Origin of the sequence: Celeribacter sp. (assembly GCF_048259695.1) — a bacterium.
Lineage (GTDB): Bacteria > Pseudomonadota > Alphaproteobacteria > Rhodobacterales > Rhodobacteraceae > Celeribacter.
On sequence record NZ_JBLXHL010000005.1, the window covers coordinates 206,477 to 224,164 of the forward strand.

Sequence of the window (17,688 nt, forward strand, 5' to 3'; positions counted from 1 at the left end):
AAAATTCTTTTCTATCAGGATCGTTTTTTACCATTTCAAGGGTTGCACAGAACGCGCGGTCGGACTAACTACGCATCCACGTTGGGATGTAGCCAAGTGGTAAGGCAACTGTTTTTGGTACAGTGTACCGTAGGTTCGAATCCTACCATCCCAGCCAACCTGCCTCTAATTCATTGGTTTAATTGACCCGCAATGCACGGTTCGAGCATTGATTCCCAACTGCATCTCGTAGGTGAATCACGCCCCGTCTGCGCCATAGAACGCCGGACCTTCGAATCCGGAGGAATGCCGGAATGACACGCTTGGGGCATCCAATCTACATCCGGATCAGCGGCCCACGTTATGAGACGCGACACAGCTCGGGGCGCCCCCGTCAGCGAAAGCCGTCCCCACCATCCTCATGCAGCTTTGGCCCGCGTGCCACAATCGGCTCAAGCGCATTTTCCACAGGAACATTTGGCGCATCATAAACGTCAACGATCCGCGCCGCAGGATTATGCGCCCAACGCACCGCATTGCACAGAACCCTGCGCACGTTGGCATCGTAGTAGGTCGGGTATGTTTCGTGACCGGGACGGAAATAAAACACGTTGCCCGCACCGCGTTTGTAAGTCACGCCCGAGCGAAAGACTTCGCCGCCCTGGAACCAACTGATGAAAACCGTTTCAAGCGGCTCGGGGATGCCAAAGGGCTCGCCATACATCTCTTCGTTCTCAAGCTCGAAGTGGTCGGGCAATCCGGCGGCAATCGGGTGATTGCGCGCAGCAAGCCAAAGGCGTTCCCGCTCCCCCGCCTCGCGCCATGTGAGGTTGCACGGCGTTCCCATGAGGGCCTTGAATATCTTTGAGAAATGGCCCGAATGCAGGACGATCAACCCCATGCCCCCCAAGACATGCCGTGCAACGCGGTCCACCACCTGATCGGACACGTCACCATGCGCGGCATGTCCCCACCACAACAACACATCCGTCGCCGACAGCCGTTTCTCGGTCAGGCCGTGCTCATCATCTTGCAAGGTCGCCGTTGTGGCAGAAATCCCGTCCGCTGCGTTCAGCGCATCGGCAATACAACCGTGTATCCCGTCGGGATAAAGGTCTGCCACCACCTTATTCTTTTGCTCGTGAACGTTCTCGCCCCAAACCAATGCGCGAATTGTCATCCTTTGATCTCCTTTTACCGTAGACCTGTGCCAACAGCGTCAAAGACATATGCCTGTGCAAGGGACGCATGACAGAGCGATGTATGCGTTTGGCCCGCTCTCCCATCTGTCCTGTCACATCCGGACGCATAGTGATTTGCGCAGCCGCACCACCAATCGTCAAGGGGGCCGCTCGCCCCTGCGGGTGCCACACAGGGGGCAATTCAAACGCCTTCAGGCGGATTTCGGCGCGTAGGCACAAACAAACAGGGCCACCGCACTGGTCACACTCGCATCGATCTGTTCGGGGGAGGGTGGCGCCGCCGCTTTGCCAAAGAGGCGCGGTTTCCAAAGCGCCACCGTCGATAATTCGATGAATTGCGCCGCCGCAAGTGACGTATCCGCAATCGCCAACTCCCCCATCGCCACCTTACGGTCGAGAAAACCGGTGAGCGCGGTTTGGGCGCGCATTGCGCCACCCGAATAGAACCGTGCGCCGAGGGCGGGCATCCGTTCGGCAATGCCGATGATAATGCGTTGCGCCCTCACAACGCTGTCCGAACAGATGATCGAGGCAATCGTGACCCCGAACTGATGCAGGACATCCGCCGGAGCGCTCTCGCTTGCCAACACGTCCGCGACCCCTTCGAACAAGCGGTCGCGTTCGTTTTCGATGATTGCCTCGAACAACTCTTCCTTGTTTTCGAAATAGACATAGAGCGTGCTCTTGGAGATCCCCGCGCCGTGACAGATGTCATTCACACTGGCCGCATCAAAACCGCACTCCATAAAGACGCGTTTGGCCCCCGCCATGATTTGTTGGCGCTTTTGCGGGTCGGCCCCCGCCGCGTGGCGCACCGTACGTTCGACAGTCTCTTCTGGCTGAGGCGTTTGGTTGGTCATCCGTGTGATCCTCCTGACCTCACTTGTAGCCGAACCGATCGGTTCGATGAAGTCTTGATTTTGGCTTCGTTCAGCGCTAGGTGCAGATCGAACCGATTGGTTCGATCTAATTCGAGGACCCGAAACATGGCGAAACAACACCTCAAGGCAATGGACACTCCAACGGTGGACCCGAGCCTCACAACGGATCAAAGTCCCACAGCCAACCATGATGCGCCCCCCGCACCGCGCAAACGCGGGCGCAAACCGGTGATTCTGGCGGTGGTTGCCCTTGCGGCGATCGGCTTTGGCGGATGGGAAGGTGTCGCATACTGGACCACGGGCCGGTTCATCGAAACAACGGATGACGCCTATATCAAGTCGGACATCACCCTGATCAGCAGCCGCATTCAGGGCTATGTCGCCAAAGTCTCGGTCGCATCGAACGATCACGTGCAGGCCGGCGATGTGATTGCACAACTGGACGACGGGGATCTTCGCAATGGTCTGGCTTTGGCCGAAAGCCGGTATCAGACGGCCGGTGCCGCGCTGACGCGGATCACCGCACAAATCGATGCGGCGAGCTCCACCGTAATCCAGAAGCAGGCCGAGCGGGATACCGCGCAGGCACAGTTGCGCACGGCACGAACCAAAGCCGACCGCGCGACCCAACTGGCCACCGAACGGGTGGCAAGTCAGGCCCAACTCGACACGGCGACCGAGGCCCTTGATATTGCCCGCGCAGGTCTGGCCAGTGCCGAAGCCGGCATCGCAAGCGCACAGGCACAGGTCGCGGTTTTGCGTGCACAATATGCCGAGGCCGAGGGGCAGCGACAGGAACTAAAAATCGCCGTCGATCAGGCCCGCCGTGATTTATCGCTCACGGTTTTAACCGCCCCCGCGGATGGAATTGTCGCCAATATGACCTTGGAACCCGGCGACCTTGTGACACCGGGGGCGCGTCTGGCGGCGTTAATTCCTGACGGAAGCTTCTACGTCGAGGCGAATATGAAAGAAACACAGATGTCGCGCCTTGGCGCCGGTGCGATGGTCGAGATGACATTCGATGCCCTACCCGACCAGACATTCGAAGGGCATGTCGCCTCCGTTTCTCCCGCAACAGGTGCCATTTTTTCCCTGCTGCCCGCCGACAACGCCACTGGCAACTTTACCAAGATCGTACAGCGCGTTCCCGTGCGCATCACCATTCCTCAAACAGCCCTCGCGACCGGAAAACTACGGGCCGGCCTGTCCACCGAAATCGCGATTGATATTCGCACAACACCAGCGCCAAGCGCAAACGCGGGCGAGTAAACATCATGGCGAGCACCGCCACAGCCGCGCCACTCGATGCCGCGTCAGAGCTCACACCACGCCGCATCCTCGGCTTTATGGTCATGGTTTTCGGCATGTTCATGGCGATTCTGGACATCCAGATCGTGTCCGCATCCCTACCCGATATCCAGGCGGGGCTCGGGGCCTCCCCCGACGAGATCAGTTGGGTACAGACCTCCTATCTGATCGCCGAAGTGATCATGATCCCGCTTTCGGGGTTCCTCGCACGCATGATGTCCACGCGGATTTTGTTCACACTGTCCGCCGGCGGATTCACCGCAGCCTCGTTCATGTGCGCCACGTCCGGATCGATCAACGAAATGATTCTGTGGCGCGCCCTACAGGGCTTTTTGGGCGGCGGCATGATCCCGTCCGTGTTCACAGCCGCCTTTACCATTTTCCCGCCCTCGAAACGCAATATCGTCTCGCCTGTGATCGGCCTCATCGCAACGCTCGCCCCGACCGTTGGCCCGACCATCGGCGGTTACCTCAGCCATACAATGTCATGGCACTGGCTGTTTCTCGTCAACGTCCTACCGGGGATTGCGGTCACAATCGGCGCGTGGAGCCTCATCGACTTTGACCGCCCGAACTGGTCACTGTTCAACCGTTTTGACTGGTGGGGCCTGTTGGCGCTCGCCGCATTTTTGGGCGGGTTGGAATTTGTATTGGAAGAAGGGCCGTCGAATGACTGGTTCGCGGACCACATGGTCGCCATCCTCACCATCGTGATGGCCGTGGGGGCCATCGCGACCTTTTGGCGGGCCTTTACGCGCGAGGAACCCATCGTTGACCTGTCGGCCTTTGGCGACATCAACTTTGCCGTTGGCTCGATCTTTTCCTTTGTCATGGGGGTTGGCCTATATGGCCTGACGTACCTCTACCCGCTCTACCTCGGCTCAGTGCGCGGATACGACAGTTTGATGATTGGCGAGACAGTGTTTATCTCGGGCCTCGCCATGTTCGCCGGGGCGCCTCTCGCCGGAATACTGTCCTCGAAAATCGACCTTCGCATTATGCTCATGACGGGATTTGTGGGCTTTGCAATCTCGACATGGATGCTCACCGCCATGACCGCCGAATGGGATTTTTCCGAACTTCTGGTGCCGCAAATCCTGCGTGGATTGTCGTTGATGGTCTGTATGGTTCCGATCAACAACCTCGCGCTCGGCACCCTGCCCGCCGATAAGATGAAAGGCGCATCGGGTCTTTACAATCTGACGCGCAACCTCGGCGGCGCCGTTGGGCTTGCGGTGATCAACACGCTTTTGACCGACCGTAGCGCGTTGCATTATCAACGGCTTACCGATGCGGTGTCCTGGACCAACTCGGTCGCGGTCGAGCAACTTGGCGCGATGGAATCCGCCCTCACCGCACGCGGACTGGACGGCGAAACAGGAGCCTTGGTCCAGATGTCCGCACGGCTGCATGGTCAGGCAACGGTGATGTCATTTATCGACATTTTTGTCATTATCACGGTGATCTTTGGCGGGCTTGCCCTCGGGGCCTTACTCATGCAGCCCGCGCAAAAGTCCGCGGGCACGAGCGGTCACTAAGCCACGGCACCCCGGGATCCGTCAGCCATTCAGCAGCTCGGAAAGGGCATGGCGCGACCGGGTCACATCAGCGAGGGTATACTGGTCCAACGAGGCAAAGAATGCCTCTTGGGCCTGCGCCAAAGGCAGGCGCAGACCGCAGGCGGGCAGGATCAAACACGATCCCGTGCCTAAACATTCAACCACCGGATCGCTCCGCTTCATCGCGCGCACCACCTCACCGATACGAATTTGATCGGCAGGACGCGCAAGGGTGAGCCCGCCCCCGCGACCGCGTTCCGAGAGCGCGAACCCCGTATGGGCCAGTTTGGTTGCAACCTTGGACAGGTGGGCTTCCGACACGCCGAAACGAGTCGCAATTTCGGACGCCGCAACCCGGTCAGGGGCACGAACCGCCAAGGTCATCAAAACGCGCAGGGCGTAATCGGTGAATTTGTCCAACTGCATGGCTCTATATTTAGCATTTACAATGCGCATTTAAAATGCAGATAATGAAAGACACACACATTTCCTTTGTAGGGGTAAATCCAATGTCATTAGCCGAAGCATTTCTCTGGCCCGGAACCAAGGTTTGCGAAAAGTTGGGCGTGGACCCGCAAGGCGAAGCCGCACTGATCCGCTGGATGGTCAACACGCTTGTCTATCTCGTGGCGAGCCTGATTTTTGTATGGATTTTCGTCGTCTGACGCCGCTCCGTTACCGCGCCGCGAACCGATCACCCCGTTTCACTTGCGCCCCTGCCCCATAGAATATCGCCCATATAAAAGGACGCCCCGATGACAACCTGGCTTGCGACACTGATCACGAAAACACCCGAAGAGGGTTATGAACTGGCCGTCAAATTATCGCGCGTTGCGATCAAAATGACCCAACAGGATGCAGGGGTTCGCGAAAAATTGCGGGCCGATTACGCGAACAATTCCGATGCCCTGATCGCGACAAGTCAGGTCGTGGCAACGCATTTCGCCACCGTTGCCGCCGCCAACGGGTACTGGCGCTAACGAGGTCCGGCACGACCGGCCACACCACGTTGCGCGGCGGGGCGTGCCGCGCCCTCAGCCGAGCTCTTTGACGGCGACTTGCGCCATTTCCATGATCGCATCGCGCGAATTGGCCACGGCGATAAAGCGGGCGTTGTGACAGAATTTCGCGCCCTTTACACCACTTGCCGCCTCAAGGTCGGCATCCGTCAATCCCGCCCATGCGGCAGGCAAATCGGCGCGTTGATCGAACGTGTCGTTGGAAATTTTGATCCCCCCCAAGGTCCAGTCCTCACCACGCGGCGTGACCACAAAAAGGATGTGATCGGCCCCGGCCTTATCAAGGGCGGAGCGGAAAGGCATGCCCATGGGCAACTCAAGGATCGGGGAGGTTCCCGCCGTGGCGATGGCCTCCATGACGATGCCCTGCGCACGGGATTTCGCCGCGAGATTGCGCACCAGAGCCTCGACAAACCCACGTGCAACGCCCACGGCGGTCACGAACGCGTCGTCCTCTGCGGTGGGGGATGTGTCGTCAAACACCGGCTTCAGACTTCCCAAAAGAGCGGGCAAGGTGAGGATCGACAGCGGCCCCGCAACAGAGGGCTCCATTGCGCCATTGTCCAACAGGTCGATCGGCAGGACAAATTTGGCGTCGAATGCCGCATGGATCACCTCGACATCCTCCGCAGGGACCTGCATCGCCACCAGATAATCGCGCCCGTAATGCGCCCAGATCAGGCCGAACGAACTGAACGGTTGACCGTCCTCGCGCAGCGGGTTGGGGCGTTGGTGGTGGTCGAAAATCTGTGCCTCGGCATTATAATCGCCGCCCACGTCATAGATGATCTTATCCGCTGCGGGCGTGATCCATTGACGGTCGCGACAGCGCCGCAACTCCGCCTGAGGGAACAGGCGCGTAAGGATAACGGAGGACAGCACCTCATCCGCATGAAAGCCGCCGGAATGAGTGACGAGATGGGTGATGGTCATACTGGAGCGCTCCAAGCGAACAAAAGAGGAGGCGGCCGATTGGGCCGCCCTTGTAGAAATGACAGGCCATGCTCACACAGGAAAACAGCCAGATGGATGTGTCGCCGAGAGGCCAACCAGAGACGTCATCAGGAACAAACGATACGGTCAGACCGTGCGCCTCATGGTGCCAACTTGCTCGGGACCTACAACAGATAGATGGCCGGAGCAAGTTGGTGTCAGGCAGCGCAGTGCGGGCACGGCTCAGGCGGTCAGATTGTCCATCAGGACCGGCGTTTCGGCTTTCACCGCCTCGCGCACGCGCATCCCGATGATTTGGTCGGTCAGCTTTGGTGCCGCGCCGAATCCCGGCCTCACCGACCGGAAATCCCCGGCCGACACCGTGTCACCCGCGTTCAAATCGCGCACGAAATAGAGCGACCGGCGAAAGGTCACATTGTCTGTTTCACTGGACTTTCGCCCGTAATCCACCCGCCCCAAGGCATCCCACGCGGTGCGAGCCCCGTTGCAAAGCTGTGCGAACTCGGTGGGTTCGAGCGAGAAACTGTCATCCGGTCCGCCGCCATTGCGATCCTCGGTCATGTGTTTTTCAATCACAGAGGCCCCAAGTGCCACGGCGGCAATGGCCGTGGTGTTGTCGAGTGTGTGATCCGAAAGCCCCGTCACAAGGCCGAAACGGGACATCATGTCAGGAATGGTGCGCAGGTTGTAATCCCCCGCAGGGGCCGGATAGCCCGAAACGCAATGCAGGATCGCAAGCTGTTTGCAGCCCCCCGCGCGGGCCGCCTCGATCGCTTCGGCTATTTCCTCGGCATCGGCCATGCCCGTCGAGATGATCATCGGCTTTCCCGTGGCGGCGACGTAGCGGATCAACGGCAGGTCGACCGCCTCGAAACTGGCGATTTTGTAGGCGGGGGCATTCAGGTCTTCCAACAGATCGACCGCGGTCGGATCGAACGGTGAGGAGAACATGGTGATCCCCCGCTTGCGCGCATGATCGAACATCGCCGCATGCCAGTCCCACGGCGTGTGGGCCGATTGGTACAGATCATAAAGGCTCTGTCCGGCCCATTTTCCGGAAGTAATCTGGAATTCGGGGCGTGTGGAATTGAGCGTAATCGTATCTGCCGTATAGGTCTGGATCTTGACCGCATCCGCGCCCGATGCCGCCGCCGCATCAATAAGCCGAAGCGCAGCATCAAGGTTGCCATTATGGTTCGCCGACAGTTCGGAGATAACATATGGCGGGTGGTCCGGACCGATACGACGTCCGGCGATGGTGAGTTCTGGGTATACTGTCATGGCGGTCTCCTATCAGAAACAGGTGGCGTATAGCGACTTGAAATTCAAGGCACTACAGATCGAGGCGGAACGTAAAAAAGCCGTCTTCAAGGCCTGTCTGTTTGTATCCGGCGGATCGAAACAAGGCCAGAGACGCGCGGTTTTCAACCTGAACTTCGGCGGTAAGAGCCGTCAGCCCCCCGGCGCGACTGACATCGGCAAGACGTGACAACAGACGCCCCCCAAGGCCAAGCCCGCGGGCCTGAGGCGCGAGAATAATCGAGACGGCGGCGCATTGCTCCCCCGCGCCATGACCCTGTTCCAGATCGAGTCTGAGATGTGCCATAGCCGGCGACCCCGCAACATACAGGCGGCGGTCCGGATCCGCGAGCGCCCGTGAAAACCACACCAGATGGTCGGCAAGCGGCGGCTTTGCGCCTGCGCGAAAGTACGTGGCAGGCAGCGCATCGCGCCACTGCCAGATGGCGTCGGCATCCTCCATCGTGGCGCGGCGCAGCACCACAGGGAGTTCAAGGTCGGCAGCCACACGAGAGACCCCTCGCCCGTCGGCAATTGCCGCAGCGGATCGGGACAAAGCACGCAGCAGAGTAGGAGTTTGCGATTGGCGCAGGGCTTCGATGAGACGCGCCGGAAACGCGGAGGACTGTGGCCGCCCGATATCTATGGCGGCACCGGCGCAGGAAAGCGCAGCGGCCGCGGCCTGTTGGTTGTCCGCCAGAACAGCGATCAGCGTTGGCAACCCCAAAGCACACCGCTCCCATGACGTGCCGCCCGCCGCACCAATGGCCAGATCGGCCTGCACCATTAGGGCCGCCATGTCAGGCACATCGACCACGACCTGTGTCGGGTGGCGCAGTGTTTTGGCGATGGCGCGCACATGGTCCAACCACGGGGCGTTGCGGCCCATCACAACGGTCATACGGCACCCCTCGGGCAAGGGGCAATCAGCCAAGGCGTCAAGAACTTGCGAGGTCGCATCATCCTTGTCCACCCCGCCCATCGAGATAAGGATATGACCCAAGCGCGTTTCTTTGCGCCGCGCGAGGCTTTCATCGCGCAACTGCGCAAATTCGGGGCGCAAAAGGGCATAACGGGGACCGATAAGGCGGATGCAATGCGCCGGCACACGGCCCTCATAATCCGACGCGCGGCGGCCCAGATTCTGGTCCAGCAACAGATCGGCAATGTGAGTGCGGTCGGCGAGATCATCCACCACCGCCAGTTTCGTCTCTCCGGTTAATACGGCGGCTTGCCACCGCGCATCAAAGGCGTAGTGATCCACCACCAACCAATCGCACCCCTGCGCCGCCTCACGGGTCTGTGCCGCGTCTTCGTCCCACGGCACCCCGGCCCAGAGCGCATGGGCGGGATCATCCGCCACAGGGGTGAAACCGGATGTGGGGGCCGGCAAAAGCACAAGGCCGAACCCGTTGTCAGTGACCCGTTGTCCCAGATGACCCTCAAGGTCGCGACACACGAACACACATGTGTGACCCCGCGACCGCAATTCGACGGCCAGTGTCAAACACCGCATCACATGGCCCGTCCCCATCTGGACAGAGGCATCGGCGCGAAACAGCACCTTCATTTTTGAAGAACCTGAAAGAGCGCCTCGGCGCGGATCCAGTCATCGGGCGTATCAATGTCCACCACACGGCTTGTCGGAAGTGCGACACCGCGTGCGCCCGCCCCGAACACAGGCACCCCTGCGCCCCATGTTGCGGCCTTGGCCCAATAGAACTGCCCCGCATCATGCCAGGCGGGCTCAAGGTCCTGACTGCGGACCTGCATTTGCGCCGCATCCATCATCGACACCGCGCCGTCCGCCCCGCGCCGTAAGGCCCGTTGGATCGGGTAGGCAAATTCGGTGACGGCCATCGCGTAACTTGCCCCCGCGTGCAACAGGCGCAGCCCCTCGGCCAGATCCGCCGCCTGCACAAAGGGCGCAGTCGCATAAAGGCAACACACAGGCGCATCATCCGCCACGCCGAGCGCATCGACCGCATGGGCGATGACAGGCACGGTGGCGGCATGATCATTGGATAAATCCGCAGGCCGCAAAAACGGCACCTCGGCCCCTTGCGCGCGGGCAATCGCGGCAATCCCATCATCATCCGTTGAGACCACAATACGGTCGAACAGACCGCACTCGCGGGCGGCCGCAATCGACCATCCGATCATCGGACGCCCGTGGAAATCGCGGATATTCTTGCGTGGAATGCGTTTTGATCCGCCGCGTGCGGGGATCACGCAAATGCTCATGGCGCGACCGCCAATGCTTTGGACAATTGCGCAACCACGCGCTCTTGATCCTCGTCACTCAAACCGGCGTACAGCGGGATAGAGATCGCCTCGGCATAGTAGGCCTCGGAATTGGGGAACTGCCCCTCGGCATAGCCCATGGCGCGATAATACGGCTGCGTGTGGACGGGAATATAATGCAGGTTCACGCCAATCCCTGCGGCACGCAAGGCGTCAAAGACCGCCGCATGACGGTCGGCGGCCACGCGCACCACATAGAGGTGCCATGACGATGCCGTGTCGGGATGTTGGGCGGGTAAGGTCACAGGCAGGTCGGCCAACAGCCGGTCGTACCGCGCGGCAAGTGTGCGGCGACGCGCGACAAAGGCATCCAACCGCGTCATTTGCGACAGGCCAAGGGCGGCCTGAATTTCGGTCATGCGGTAATTATACCCCAAACTGACCTGTTGATAATACCACGCCCCGTCAGGCGCATGGGTCATCTCGTCAGGCTCGCGGGTGATCCCGTGGCTTCGTGCCAATTCCATTTTCCGCGCAAGATCCGCCTCCTGTGTGGTCGCCATACCGCCCTCACAGGTGGTGATGATTTTCACAGGATGGAACGAGAACACGGTGATATCGGAGTAACGGCAATCGCCAACGGGGCGCCCTTGGTGGTCGGCGCCGATCGAATGACTGGCGTCTTCGATGATCTTCACACCATAGGCCCGCGCCACACGGCAAATTGCCTCCATATCGGCGGATTGACCGCACAGATGCACAGGCACGATCACCTTTGGCAACAGCCCTGCCGCCTGCGCCGCCTCAAGCTTTGCGCTCAGGGCCGGAACACTCATTGTGTAGGTGACGGGATCAATATCAACGAAATCAACCTGCGCCCCGCAATACAACGCACAGTTTGCGGAGGCCACAAATGTCGTCGGCACGGTCCAGAGCCAGTCCCCGGGACCAAGATCAAGCGCCATACAGGCCGCATGCAACACCGAGGTGGCCGAATTCATTGCCACCGCGTGAGCGGCCCCGACACGTTGCGCCACCGCACGTTCAAAGGCCGGAACCTGTGGCCCTTGGGTCAGAAAATCCGACTGCAACACCTCGACCACCGCCGCGATATCCGCATCGGTGATGTCTTGTCGCCCGTAGGGAATGAACGTCTCGGTCATGGGGTGCCTTTCGATATCTCGGTACAGTGCGCACCAGCGTTTCGGGCAAAGGTTACACCGTTGCCGACCCCGTTTCCAGTGCCGCCGCAACCGCGTCGGCAAGGATCGCCGCCTCGTGCGGGGCTCGCGTACCATCGGCGTAATGGGCGGCAAAATATTTGGCATTGGACGGGTTTACACAAGCCGGAAGTCCGCACGCAGCAAGATGCGCACACAGCCAGTCGCAAATCTCTGTGCTCCCTTTGAGCACAGGGGCCTGAAAGGCGTCCCAATCGAGCGCAGGATCAAATCGGGTCACGTTGGGACAGCCCTCGAACCACGCCCGCCCGAAGATCAAGGCACGCCGACCAAGGATCGCCGCCTCCAACGCCACCGTCCCCGTAATTGTCGCCACCGCTTCAGCGCCAAGGGTCAACTCCGCCGAGGACACGGTTTCACGCACCAGATGCACGCCCTCAACCTTTTGGACCGCATGATAGAACCGCGCGGTGCGGCCTTGGTGGCCCATCATTCGTGCATTGAACTGGCTCGGGTGCTCTTTAACACAAATGGAAATCCCCGCCGGAACAAGCGCACGAAGCTGCGCCAAGGCCCGCAACTGATCGTGAAAGAGCCCCCCGTCGGGATTGGTCGTGCGCTCGGGTTCATAGTGCAGCGGAAAGTAGACATACGGGCCTTTGGGGGCCGCGTTTTCGGCAACACGCACAAAAGACCTGTACAACCGCCCGCGTTTTAACGCCGCATAAGCCATGCGGGGCTTCAGGAGGCGAACCGCGGATTTGAGCGGCGCAGTCAGGCGCTTCACGCGCCCCGCCAACGGATCACGTCCCGCCTGAATCTGCATATAACGCGGCACAAACGCATAGGTCTTCGGGTTTTCAAAACGTGCCACATACGCCGCGACAACAGGGCGGAACCGGGCAATCAAATCGGTGCGCTTTGCTTCACGGGGGACGCAAAGAGCGCCGATATCGAGGTCAGGCGACCACAGTCCACGCCGCAATGTGACCACAGGCGCGAGTGGCCACGCCGAAAACACCAAGACCTCCAACCCCGCGAAGCCCGCCAGTGCATAAAGCACATAACTCGGCGCGGAATGAGGATTTTCGGCCATGAGCACCACCTCGGCGTCCTGCGCAACGATACGCGACATGGCCCAAAAACACAGCTCGATAAAATAGGCTTCCCGCTCGGGACCACTGGTCGGGCCGAACCGCTCACTTCGGTCCATCAATTTGATTGCGTGATCACGCACTTCATGCAGGGCCGGACTGGTCCAAAACCCCGAAAACTGACCCGCATAATGTGCACGCGGCACCCGACGTTTGAAGTTGATCGATTTAAAATTGACCACTTCGGCGTCCGGAAACGCGGCTTTCGCAGCCTGATCATGAACCCCATCGCCAAGCCACAATACCGGCTCGGCCACACCCGCATCGGCAAGGTGTTGTGCAAGGTCGAACCATAGCGGGCGACCTGCGGGGATATAGATCATGCGCAGCGGGCGCCGGACGGACATTGCGTCACACACCCGATGAGACCGCAAGGGGCAGTGCGCCCCTCACCATCCTGCCGCGCCTCACCATCAGATCGCGCCGATTTTGGATTCGTTGGCTGTGATCCACGTCTGCAAATCGGCGTCGCTCATCCATTCGGGGTTGCTGTCCGAGGCGTAGGTAAAGTCGTCCGCCACCCGCACGCCGTCTTTGACCCGTTCGGGGCTTGCCGACCAATTGTTGATCGCGGGCAGGATTTTGAAGTGCTCGGGATATTCGTAGGTGTGCGCCGCGTCCTCCGGACCGATCATCTGTTCGTGCAGCTTCTCGCCGGGGCGGATGCCGACCACTTCCTGTTTGGCATCGGGCGCCAACACGCGGGCTACATCGGTGACTTTCATCGACGGGATTTTCTTTACGTAAATCTCGCCGCCTTCCATGTCGTCAAGAGCGTGCCAGACAAGTTCAACGCCCTCTTCGAGGCTGATCATAAAGCGGGTCATGCGCGGGTCCGTGATCGGCAAAACGCCCTTGTCCGCGATGGATTTAAAGAACGGGATGACCGAGCCGCGCGACCCCATCACGTTGCCATAGCGCACCACAGCCATACGTGTGCCATGTTCGCCGCCATAGGAATTGGAGGCCACGAACAGCTTATCAGAGGCCAGTTTGGTGGCGCCGTAGAGGTTAACGGGGGACGATGCCTTGTCCGTGGACAGGGCGACCACGCGCTTTACGCCGCAATCAATCGCGGCATCGATCACGTTCATCGCACCGTTGATATTGGTTTTAACGCATTCAAACGGGTTGTATTCGGCGGTGGGTACGATTTTCGTCGCCGCCGCATGGATCACATAGTCCACGCCGCGAAACGCGCGGTACAAACGTTCGCGATCACGCACATCCCCGATGAAAAAGCGCACGCGGGGATCATCGCCATGGATTTTGGCCATTTCCCACTGTTTCATCTCGTCACGCGACAAAATGATGATCTTTTTGGGGTTATAACGCTCAAGCGTCATGCGGGTGAACGCGTGGCCAAAAGAGCCTGTGCCACCAGTGACGAGAATAGTGGAATTCGAAAGCATCTGCGGCTCCATATTATATTGCGCCCCGACGGGCAGCGTCAGTTGGGTTTCTACAGAGCAAGAAGGTGGCTTTCAACCACTTCGGCGGCCCTATCGAGGTTATGGGACAACTCGCCATAGCGGGCGCGAATGGGCGCGGCGTGGCGCAACGCATCACCGTCATCCAGAAACGCGGCGATCTGCTCTGCTGTCTCGACACAGGGCAGGCACGCCAGTTCCGGTTGCACGGCATTGAAAACCCCGACCGGCTTTTGATCATAGATCGCGTCAAGAACCACGGTGGACGGGTGGGAAATCACCTTATCGACCACCGCCATCACATCATTGATTGTCGCCATCCGCATCAGGCCTGCATGGCGCTCCGAGAGCACAATATTGGGGCGCCCTTTCACCAAGGCCTCGATCATGGCGGTGTTTTCGGGGTGACTTTTGCCACGATGGGACCGCAGGATGAACAAGGTATCGGGACGGGCATCCGCCAGTTTTGCCCATTCCGAAAACGCTTGGCGCTGTGCGCTGACGGGGTAGAGCGGGCTTTCAAACCCGAAATTATGGCAAATCAACAGGCGCTGACGCCACGTACCCAACTCGCGGTCCAGATCCCCAAGGGTCGCCGCGGGGGCCAAACGGTTGGTTTTAATCAGACCCGTAACGCGCAGACGGTCCGCGATGTCGTGGGCAAAGAACGGCGCATGCGGATCAGGTAGCTGCGTCCACGTCAGTATCAAACCGGCATGAAAGTCCCAAACCGGCTTGGCGCCACCGTAATGCAAACCCGCCTGAACCATACCATGTTGAACGAACACAGTGGGCTTTTTCGCTCCGGTAATCACGGAGTCACGCGGGCGGAATTTGCCGCCATAGGCGCGGGGATCGGAATGGGTCAACACCGCATCGGCACGCAGAATGTCGAGCGCGGCCCAAAGCTCCAAGCGCAAAAGTGACGCCGCCTTGTAGGACAGGCCCGCCGCGCGGATTGCCGCCTCGGCACGGGGTTCGACCTTGCGCAGCCGCGGTCCCAAAAGGATGAACGGCGCAATACGCCCTCGCGCGTGCAGGCGCTCCAACAGCGGAAAACAGCTGTCGAACGCAGGGCTATGGGGAATGACGCACAATAGCTGTTTCTTGCGGTTCATCGCGAGGCTCCTTTGGCACAGGGCGGCAGGAGGGCCGACAGGCCGGCAAATGTCTGTTGGGCAGCACCCGTTTTACCAGCGGAGAATGCCGCCGCGGCCGCAGCCATTTTTGCAAGCGCAGGCGGGTCCGCAAACAAGCTTGCGATGCGGGTCTCCAATGCGGTGGCATCGGGCAGGCTTTCAAAGGCACCCGCACGCCGCGCAGGTTCCGCCATAAAATCAATACCGTAGGTCGATGGCCCCATCACGACAGGACGTCCGAGTGCCATCGGCTCGATGATGTTGTGTCCACCATGATCCACGAGACTGGCCCCGACAAAGACCAGATCGGCCACGGGATAATAGGCGTTCATCTCGCCTGTGCTGTCACCGACAAGAACCTGTGCCTCTGGCATGACGCCTTCCATATCCGGTCCCAATGCAGAACGCAGCGCCACCGGAATGCCCAAAGCCGCAAGAGCGTCCTTCACAGCCTGAAATCGCTGCGGGCTTCGTGGCGCCCACAACACCCGCAACCCCGTATCCGCCGCCAAAAGCCGCGCCACCATCGGCACAAGAAAACGCTCCTCGGCCTCGACCGATGAGGCAATCATCAACACACGCCCGGCCCCGACCATGCCTGTCCGCAATTTTCGCGCGAGGCCAAGGTGGACAGGGTCAATCCATTGGTCAAATTTCATATCCCCCACCACGGTCACGCGGGACGGATCGACGCCAATGCGGACATAGCGATCGCGGTAGGCCTCTGTGCGCGTGAAAATGTGGCTGAACAGGTGGTATAGCTTATGGATCTGGTGATGCACTCCGCGTCCGTTCCCGATGGATCGTTCCAGAAGATTGCCGTTTGCCATCACGGCCGGAATGCCTTTGCGCACAGTTTCGAACAGCATCGCCGGCCAGAGTTCGATCTCCATGACCACCAGAGCGACAGGGCGGGCGCGGCGCAGAAACAACCGCACCGCCCAGAACAAATCCAACGGGACGTAACATTGCGTAACGCCGTCATCTGTTGCAAAAAGTCGCGCTCCCTCGGCCAGTCCTGCGGGGGATTGATGGGTCAAAAGGATGGTGAACCCTTCGGCCCTAAGGCGCCGGATCAGGGGACTGGCGGCCCGCGTTTCACCCAAAGACGCCGCATAGATCCATACCGCGCCACGCGGTCCCGTTGGGCCACAACCGATCCGGTGCGACAAATGCCGCAAATGCGCAGGTTCCTTGCGCGCGCGCAGAACCAAAAGGACGCAGACCAACGGCAGCATCGCGTGCGCGACCACCTGTTCGACGACGTACAGAAGCCTCGTGGCGACCGATAAATCACGCAAAGACGCTATGTGCCGTCTAACTGTCATACGTACTCCGTCGCAGCTTCGCCGAAGGCACCCCACGATCATTGTCAGAAAAGCCCGCACGGGGCGGGACCAGATTTGTGGCTCGATGCCCATGGCGCAGCCCCGTCACGGGACAGATCCCGAAGGCGACATGCGGTTCAATGTGTAAATGCACCCCTGGATGTCAAGTTTTTAAAGCAAGGCAGGGCGCGGTACGGTACGGCAATGGCATCCCCCTTTTTGCCCTCCGCCCCTATAGGCAGCTTGGCCCCACCGATGCGTGTTGCACGCAAAAGGCGACCCACCGGGCCGCCTCGCTACAATCCACTTCGTGGCCCGCCGTATGGCACACAGGAGCGTCGCCACCCGAAGGCGCGTCAAGCCCATGCCTCGAAATCGGGCGCGGTTAGTGCGTCCAGACCTGCTTGCGACTGGTGGCAAAGTTATCGCCGTAGCCACCGGGACGCACATTATGGGCGCGTTTGTGTGGCTCTTGAACGATGTGTTCAATGCCGTTTTCGGTCGCATAAGCAACGGCAGCCTCTTTGCTGTCGAATTTCATGCGCACTTGCGTTTGCGTATCCGTTGACGAGGTCCACCCCATCAGCGGGTCGATATCGCGGGCCGACGCGGGCGCGAAGTCCAAAATCCATTCTTTGGTTTTGGCTTGGCCGGACTGCATGGCGTTGCGGGCGGGCTGATAAATACGAGCGCGCATCGACGACTCCTCTTTGTTTCTAGTGGCGTTATCCTCCGTTCTGTCGCGCGTTTCAAGCCCTCCGTTGACAGGACGGCGCACAACACGAACCGGCACGGAACCTCGCGAGTGGATGGATGCATCGCGGACGTCGGCGTCAATCAGGCAGGGATGATCGGGAGGGGCAAGGGTGACTGTCCGGTTTCGGGGCGGGAGCTTGGGGTGGGTGGGGCGTTGCGCCCGAAACCGGATCAGTCGTATTGCTGCTTGCCTCTACACTGTAGTCGCACGATTTAACTCAAAGCAAGATCTAATTTTACTTAAGGTTGCAT

At 59.9% G+C, this 17,688-nt stretch carries 17 protein-coding genes and 1 tRNA gene; 5 read left to right on the forward strand and 13 right to left on the reverse strand.

What is annotated here, in order from left to right; genetic code table 11:
* Nucleotides 1–82 precede the first annotated feature (82 nt).
* A tRNA-Gln gene (locus ACN0Q0_RS11225) sits at nucleotides 83–157 on the forward strand.
* Between the two features lie 216 nt (nucleotides 158–373).
* Here the strand turns inward: ACN0Q0_RS11225 and ACN0Q0_RS11230 are convergent.
* A complete protein-coding gene (locus tag ACN0Q0_RS11230) occupies nucleotides 374–1,159 on the reverse strand; it encodes a ThuA domain-containing protein (protein WP_417243484.1) in 786 nt (261 codons plus the stop codon).
* 213 nt (nucleotides 1,160–1,372) lie between these two features.
* The gene (locus ACN0Q0_RS11235; RefSeq protein WP_417243485.1) at nucleotides 1,373–2,041 is read right to left on the reverse strand and encodes a TetR/AcrR family transcriptional regulator; all 669 of its coding nucleotides are present in this window, start codon (nucleotides 2,039–2,041) and stop codon (nucleotides 1,373–1,375) included.
* A 126-nt stretch (nucleotides 2,042–2,167) separates the two neighbouring features.
* On the opposite strand from ACN0Q0_RS11235, the gene ACN0Q0_RS11240 reads away from it, so the two are divergent.
* Together ACN0Q0_RS11240 and ACN0Q0_RS11245 are read left to right on the forward strand one after the other, a co-directional pair.
* A complete protein-coding gene (locus tag ACN0Q0_RS11240; RefSeq protein ID WP_417243486.1) occupies nucleotides 2,168–3,334 on the forward strand; it encodes an HlyD family secretion protein in 1,167 nt (388 codons plus the stop codon).
* A 5-nt stretch (nucleotides 3,335–3,339) separates the two neighbouring features.
* Nucleotides 3,340–4,911 carry a DHA2 family efflux MFS transporter permease subunit gene (locus tag ACN0Q0_RS11245; protein ID WP_417243487.1) on the forward strand — a complete coding sequence of 524 codons (1,572 nt, stop codon included), beginning with the start codon at nucleotides 3,340–3,342 and terminating at the stop codon, nucleotides 4,909–4,911.
* 21 nt (nucleotides 4,912–4,932) lie between these two features.
* On the opposite strand, the gene ACN0Q0_RS11250 is transcribed toward ACN0Q0_RS11245, so the two are convergent.
* Nucleotides 4,933–5,358: an RrF2 family transcriptional regulator gene (locus ACN0Q0_RS11250; protein ID WP_417243488.1), complete on the reverse strand. Its 426-nt coding sequence runs from the start codon at nucleotides 5,356–5,358 to the stop codon at nucleotides 4,933–4,935.
* A gap of 83 nt (nucleotides 5,359–5,441) precedes the next feature.
* On the opposite strand from ACN0Q0_RS11250, the gene ACN0Q0_RS11255 reads away from it, so the two are divergent.
* Both ACN0Q0_RS11255 and ACN0Q0_RS11260 read left to right on the forward strand, forming a co-directional pair.
* The gene (locus ACN0Q0_RS11255; protein ID WP_417243489.1) at nucleotides 5,442–5,597 is read left to right on the forward strand and encodes a hypothetical protein; all 156 of its coding nucleotides are present in this window, start codon (nucleotides 5,442–5,444) and stop codon (nucleotides 5,595–5,597) included.
* 90 nt (nucleotides 5,598–5,687) lie between these two features.
* Complete coding sequence (locus tag ACN0Q0_RS11260) at nucleotides 5,688–5,912, forward strand: hexameric tyrosine-coordinated heme protein (RefSeq protein WP_417243490.1); 225 nt, start codon at nucleotides 5,688–5,690, stop codon at nucleotides 5,910–5,912.
* 54 nt (nucleotides 5,913–5,966) lie between these two features.
* On the opposite strand, the gene ACN0Q0_RS11265 is transcribed toward ACN0Q0_RS11260, so the two are convergent.
* From ACN0Q0_RS11265 to ACN0Q0_RS11310, 10 genes are all read right to left on the reverse strand, one after another.
* Nucleotides 5,967–6,884: an MYG1 family protein gene (locus tag ACN0Q0_RS11265; protein ID WP_417243491.1), complete on the reverse strand. Its 918-nt coding sequence runs from the start codon at nucleotides 6,882–6,884 to the stop codon at nucleotides 5,967–5,969.
* Between the two features lie 243 nt (nucleotides 6,885–7,127).
* Nucleotides 7,128–8,186, reverse strand: coding sequence for a pseudaminic acid synthase (gene pseI / locus ACN0Q0_RS11270; RefSeq protein ID WP_417243492.1), 1,059 nt, complete (start codon nucleotides 8,184–8,186; stop codon nucleotides 7,128–7,130).
* Between the two features lie 52 nt (nucleotides 8,187–8,238).
* Entirely contained in the window at nucleotides 8,239–9,774 is a 1,536-nt protein-coding gene (gene pseG / locus ACN0Q0_RS11275; protein WP_417243493.1) for a UDP-2,4-diacetamido-2,4,6-trideoxy-beta-L-altropyranose hydrolase, read from the reverse strand.
* Nucleotides 9,771–10,448 (reverse strand): pseudaminic acid cytidylyltransferase, encoded by a 678-nt coding sequence (gene pseF / locus ACN0Q0_RS11280; RefSeq protein WP_417243494.1) that lies wholly within the window; start codon nucleotides 10,446–10,448, stop codon nucleotides 9,771–9,773. The genes pseG and pseF overlap by 4 nt, the downstream gene beginning before the upstream one ends.
* On the reverse strand, nucleotides 10,445–11,611 hold the full coding sequence (gene pseC / locus ACN0Q0_RS11285; protein WP_417243495.1) for a UDP-4-amino-4,6-dideoxy-N-acetyl-beta-L-altrosamine transaminase: 1,167 nt from the start codon (nucleotides 11,609–11,611) through the stop codon (nucleotides 10,445–10,447). The genes pseF and pseC overlap by 4 nt, the downstream gene beginning before the upstream one ends.
* Before the next feature lie 52 nt (nucleotides 11,612–11,663).
* Nucleotides 11,664–13,130 carry a hypothetical protein gene (locus tag ACN0Q0_RS11290; protein ID WP_417243496.1) on the reverse strand — a complete coding sequence of 489 codons (1,467 nt, stop codon included), beginning with the start codon at nucleotides 13,128–13,130 and terminating at the stop codon, nucleotides 11,664–11,666.
* 66 nt (nucleotides 13,131–13,196) lie between these two features.
* Nucleotides 13,197–14,195: a UDP-N-acetylglucosamine 4,6-dehydratase (inverting) gene (pseB, locus tag ACN0Q0_RS11295; protein ID WP_417243497.1), complete on the reverse strand. Its 999-nt coding sequence runs from the start codon at nucleotides 14,193–14,195 to the stop codon at nucleotides 13,197–13,199.
* Between the two features lie 50 nt (nucleotides 14,196–14,245).
* Nucleotides 14,246–15,331, reverse strand: a complete 1,086-nt coding sequence (locus tag ACN0Q0_RS11300) for a hypothetical protein (protein WP_417243498.1) — start codon at nucleotides 15,329–15,331, stop codon at nucleotides 14,246–14,248.
* Nucleotides 15,328–16,680, reverse strand: coding sequence for a 3-deoxy-D-manno-octulosonic acid transferase (locus tag ACN0Q0_RS11305; protein ID WP_417243499.1), 1,353 nt, complete (start codon nucleotides 16,678–16,680; stop codon nucleotides 15,328–15,330). The genes ACN0Q0_RS11300 and ACN0Q0_RS11305 overlap by 4 nt, the downstream gene beginning before the upstream one ends.
* Before the next feature lie 385 nt (nucleotides 16,681–17,065).
* A complete protein-coding gene (locus ACN0Q0_RS11310) occupies nucleotides 17,066–17,377 on the reverse strand; it encodes an ETC complex I subunit (protein ID WP_417243500.1) in 312 nt (103 codons plus the stop codon).
* Nucleotides 17,378–17,688 lie beyond the last annotated feature (311 nt).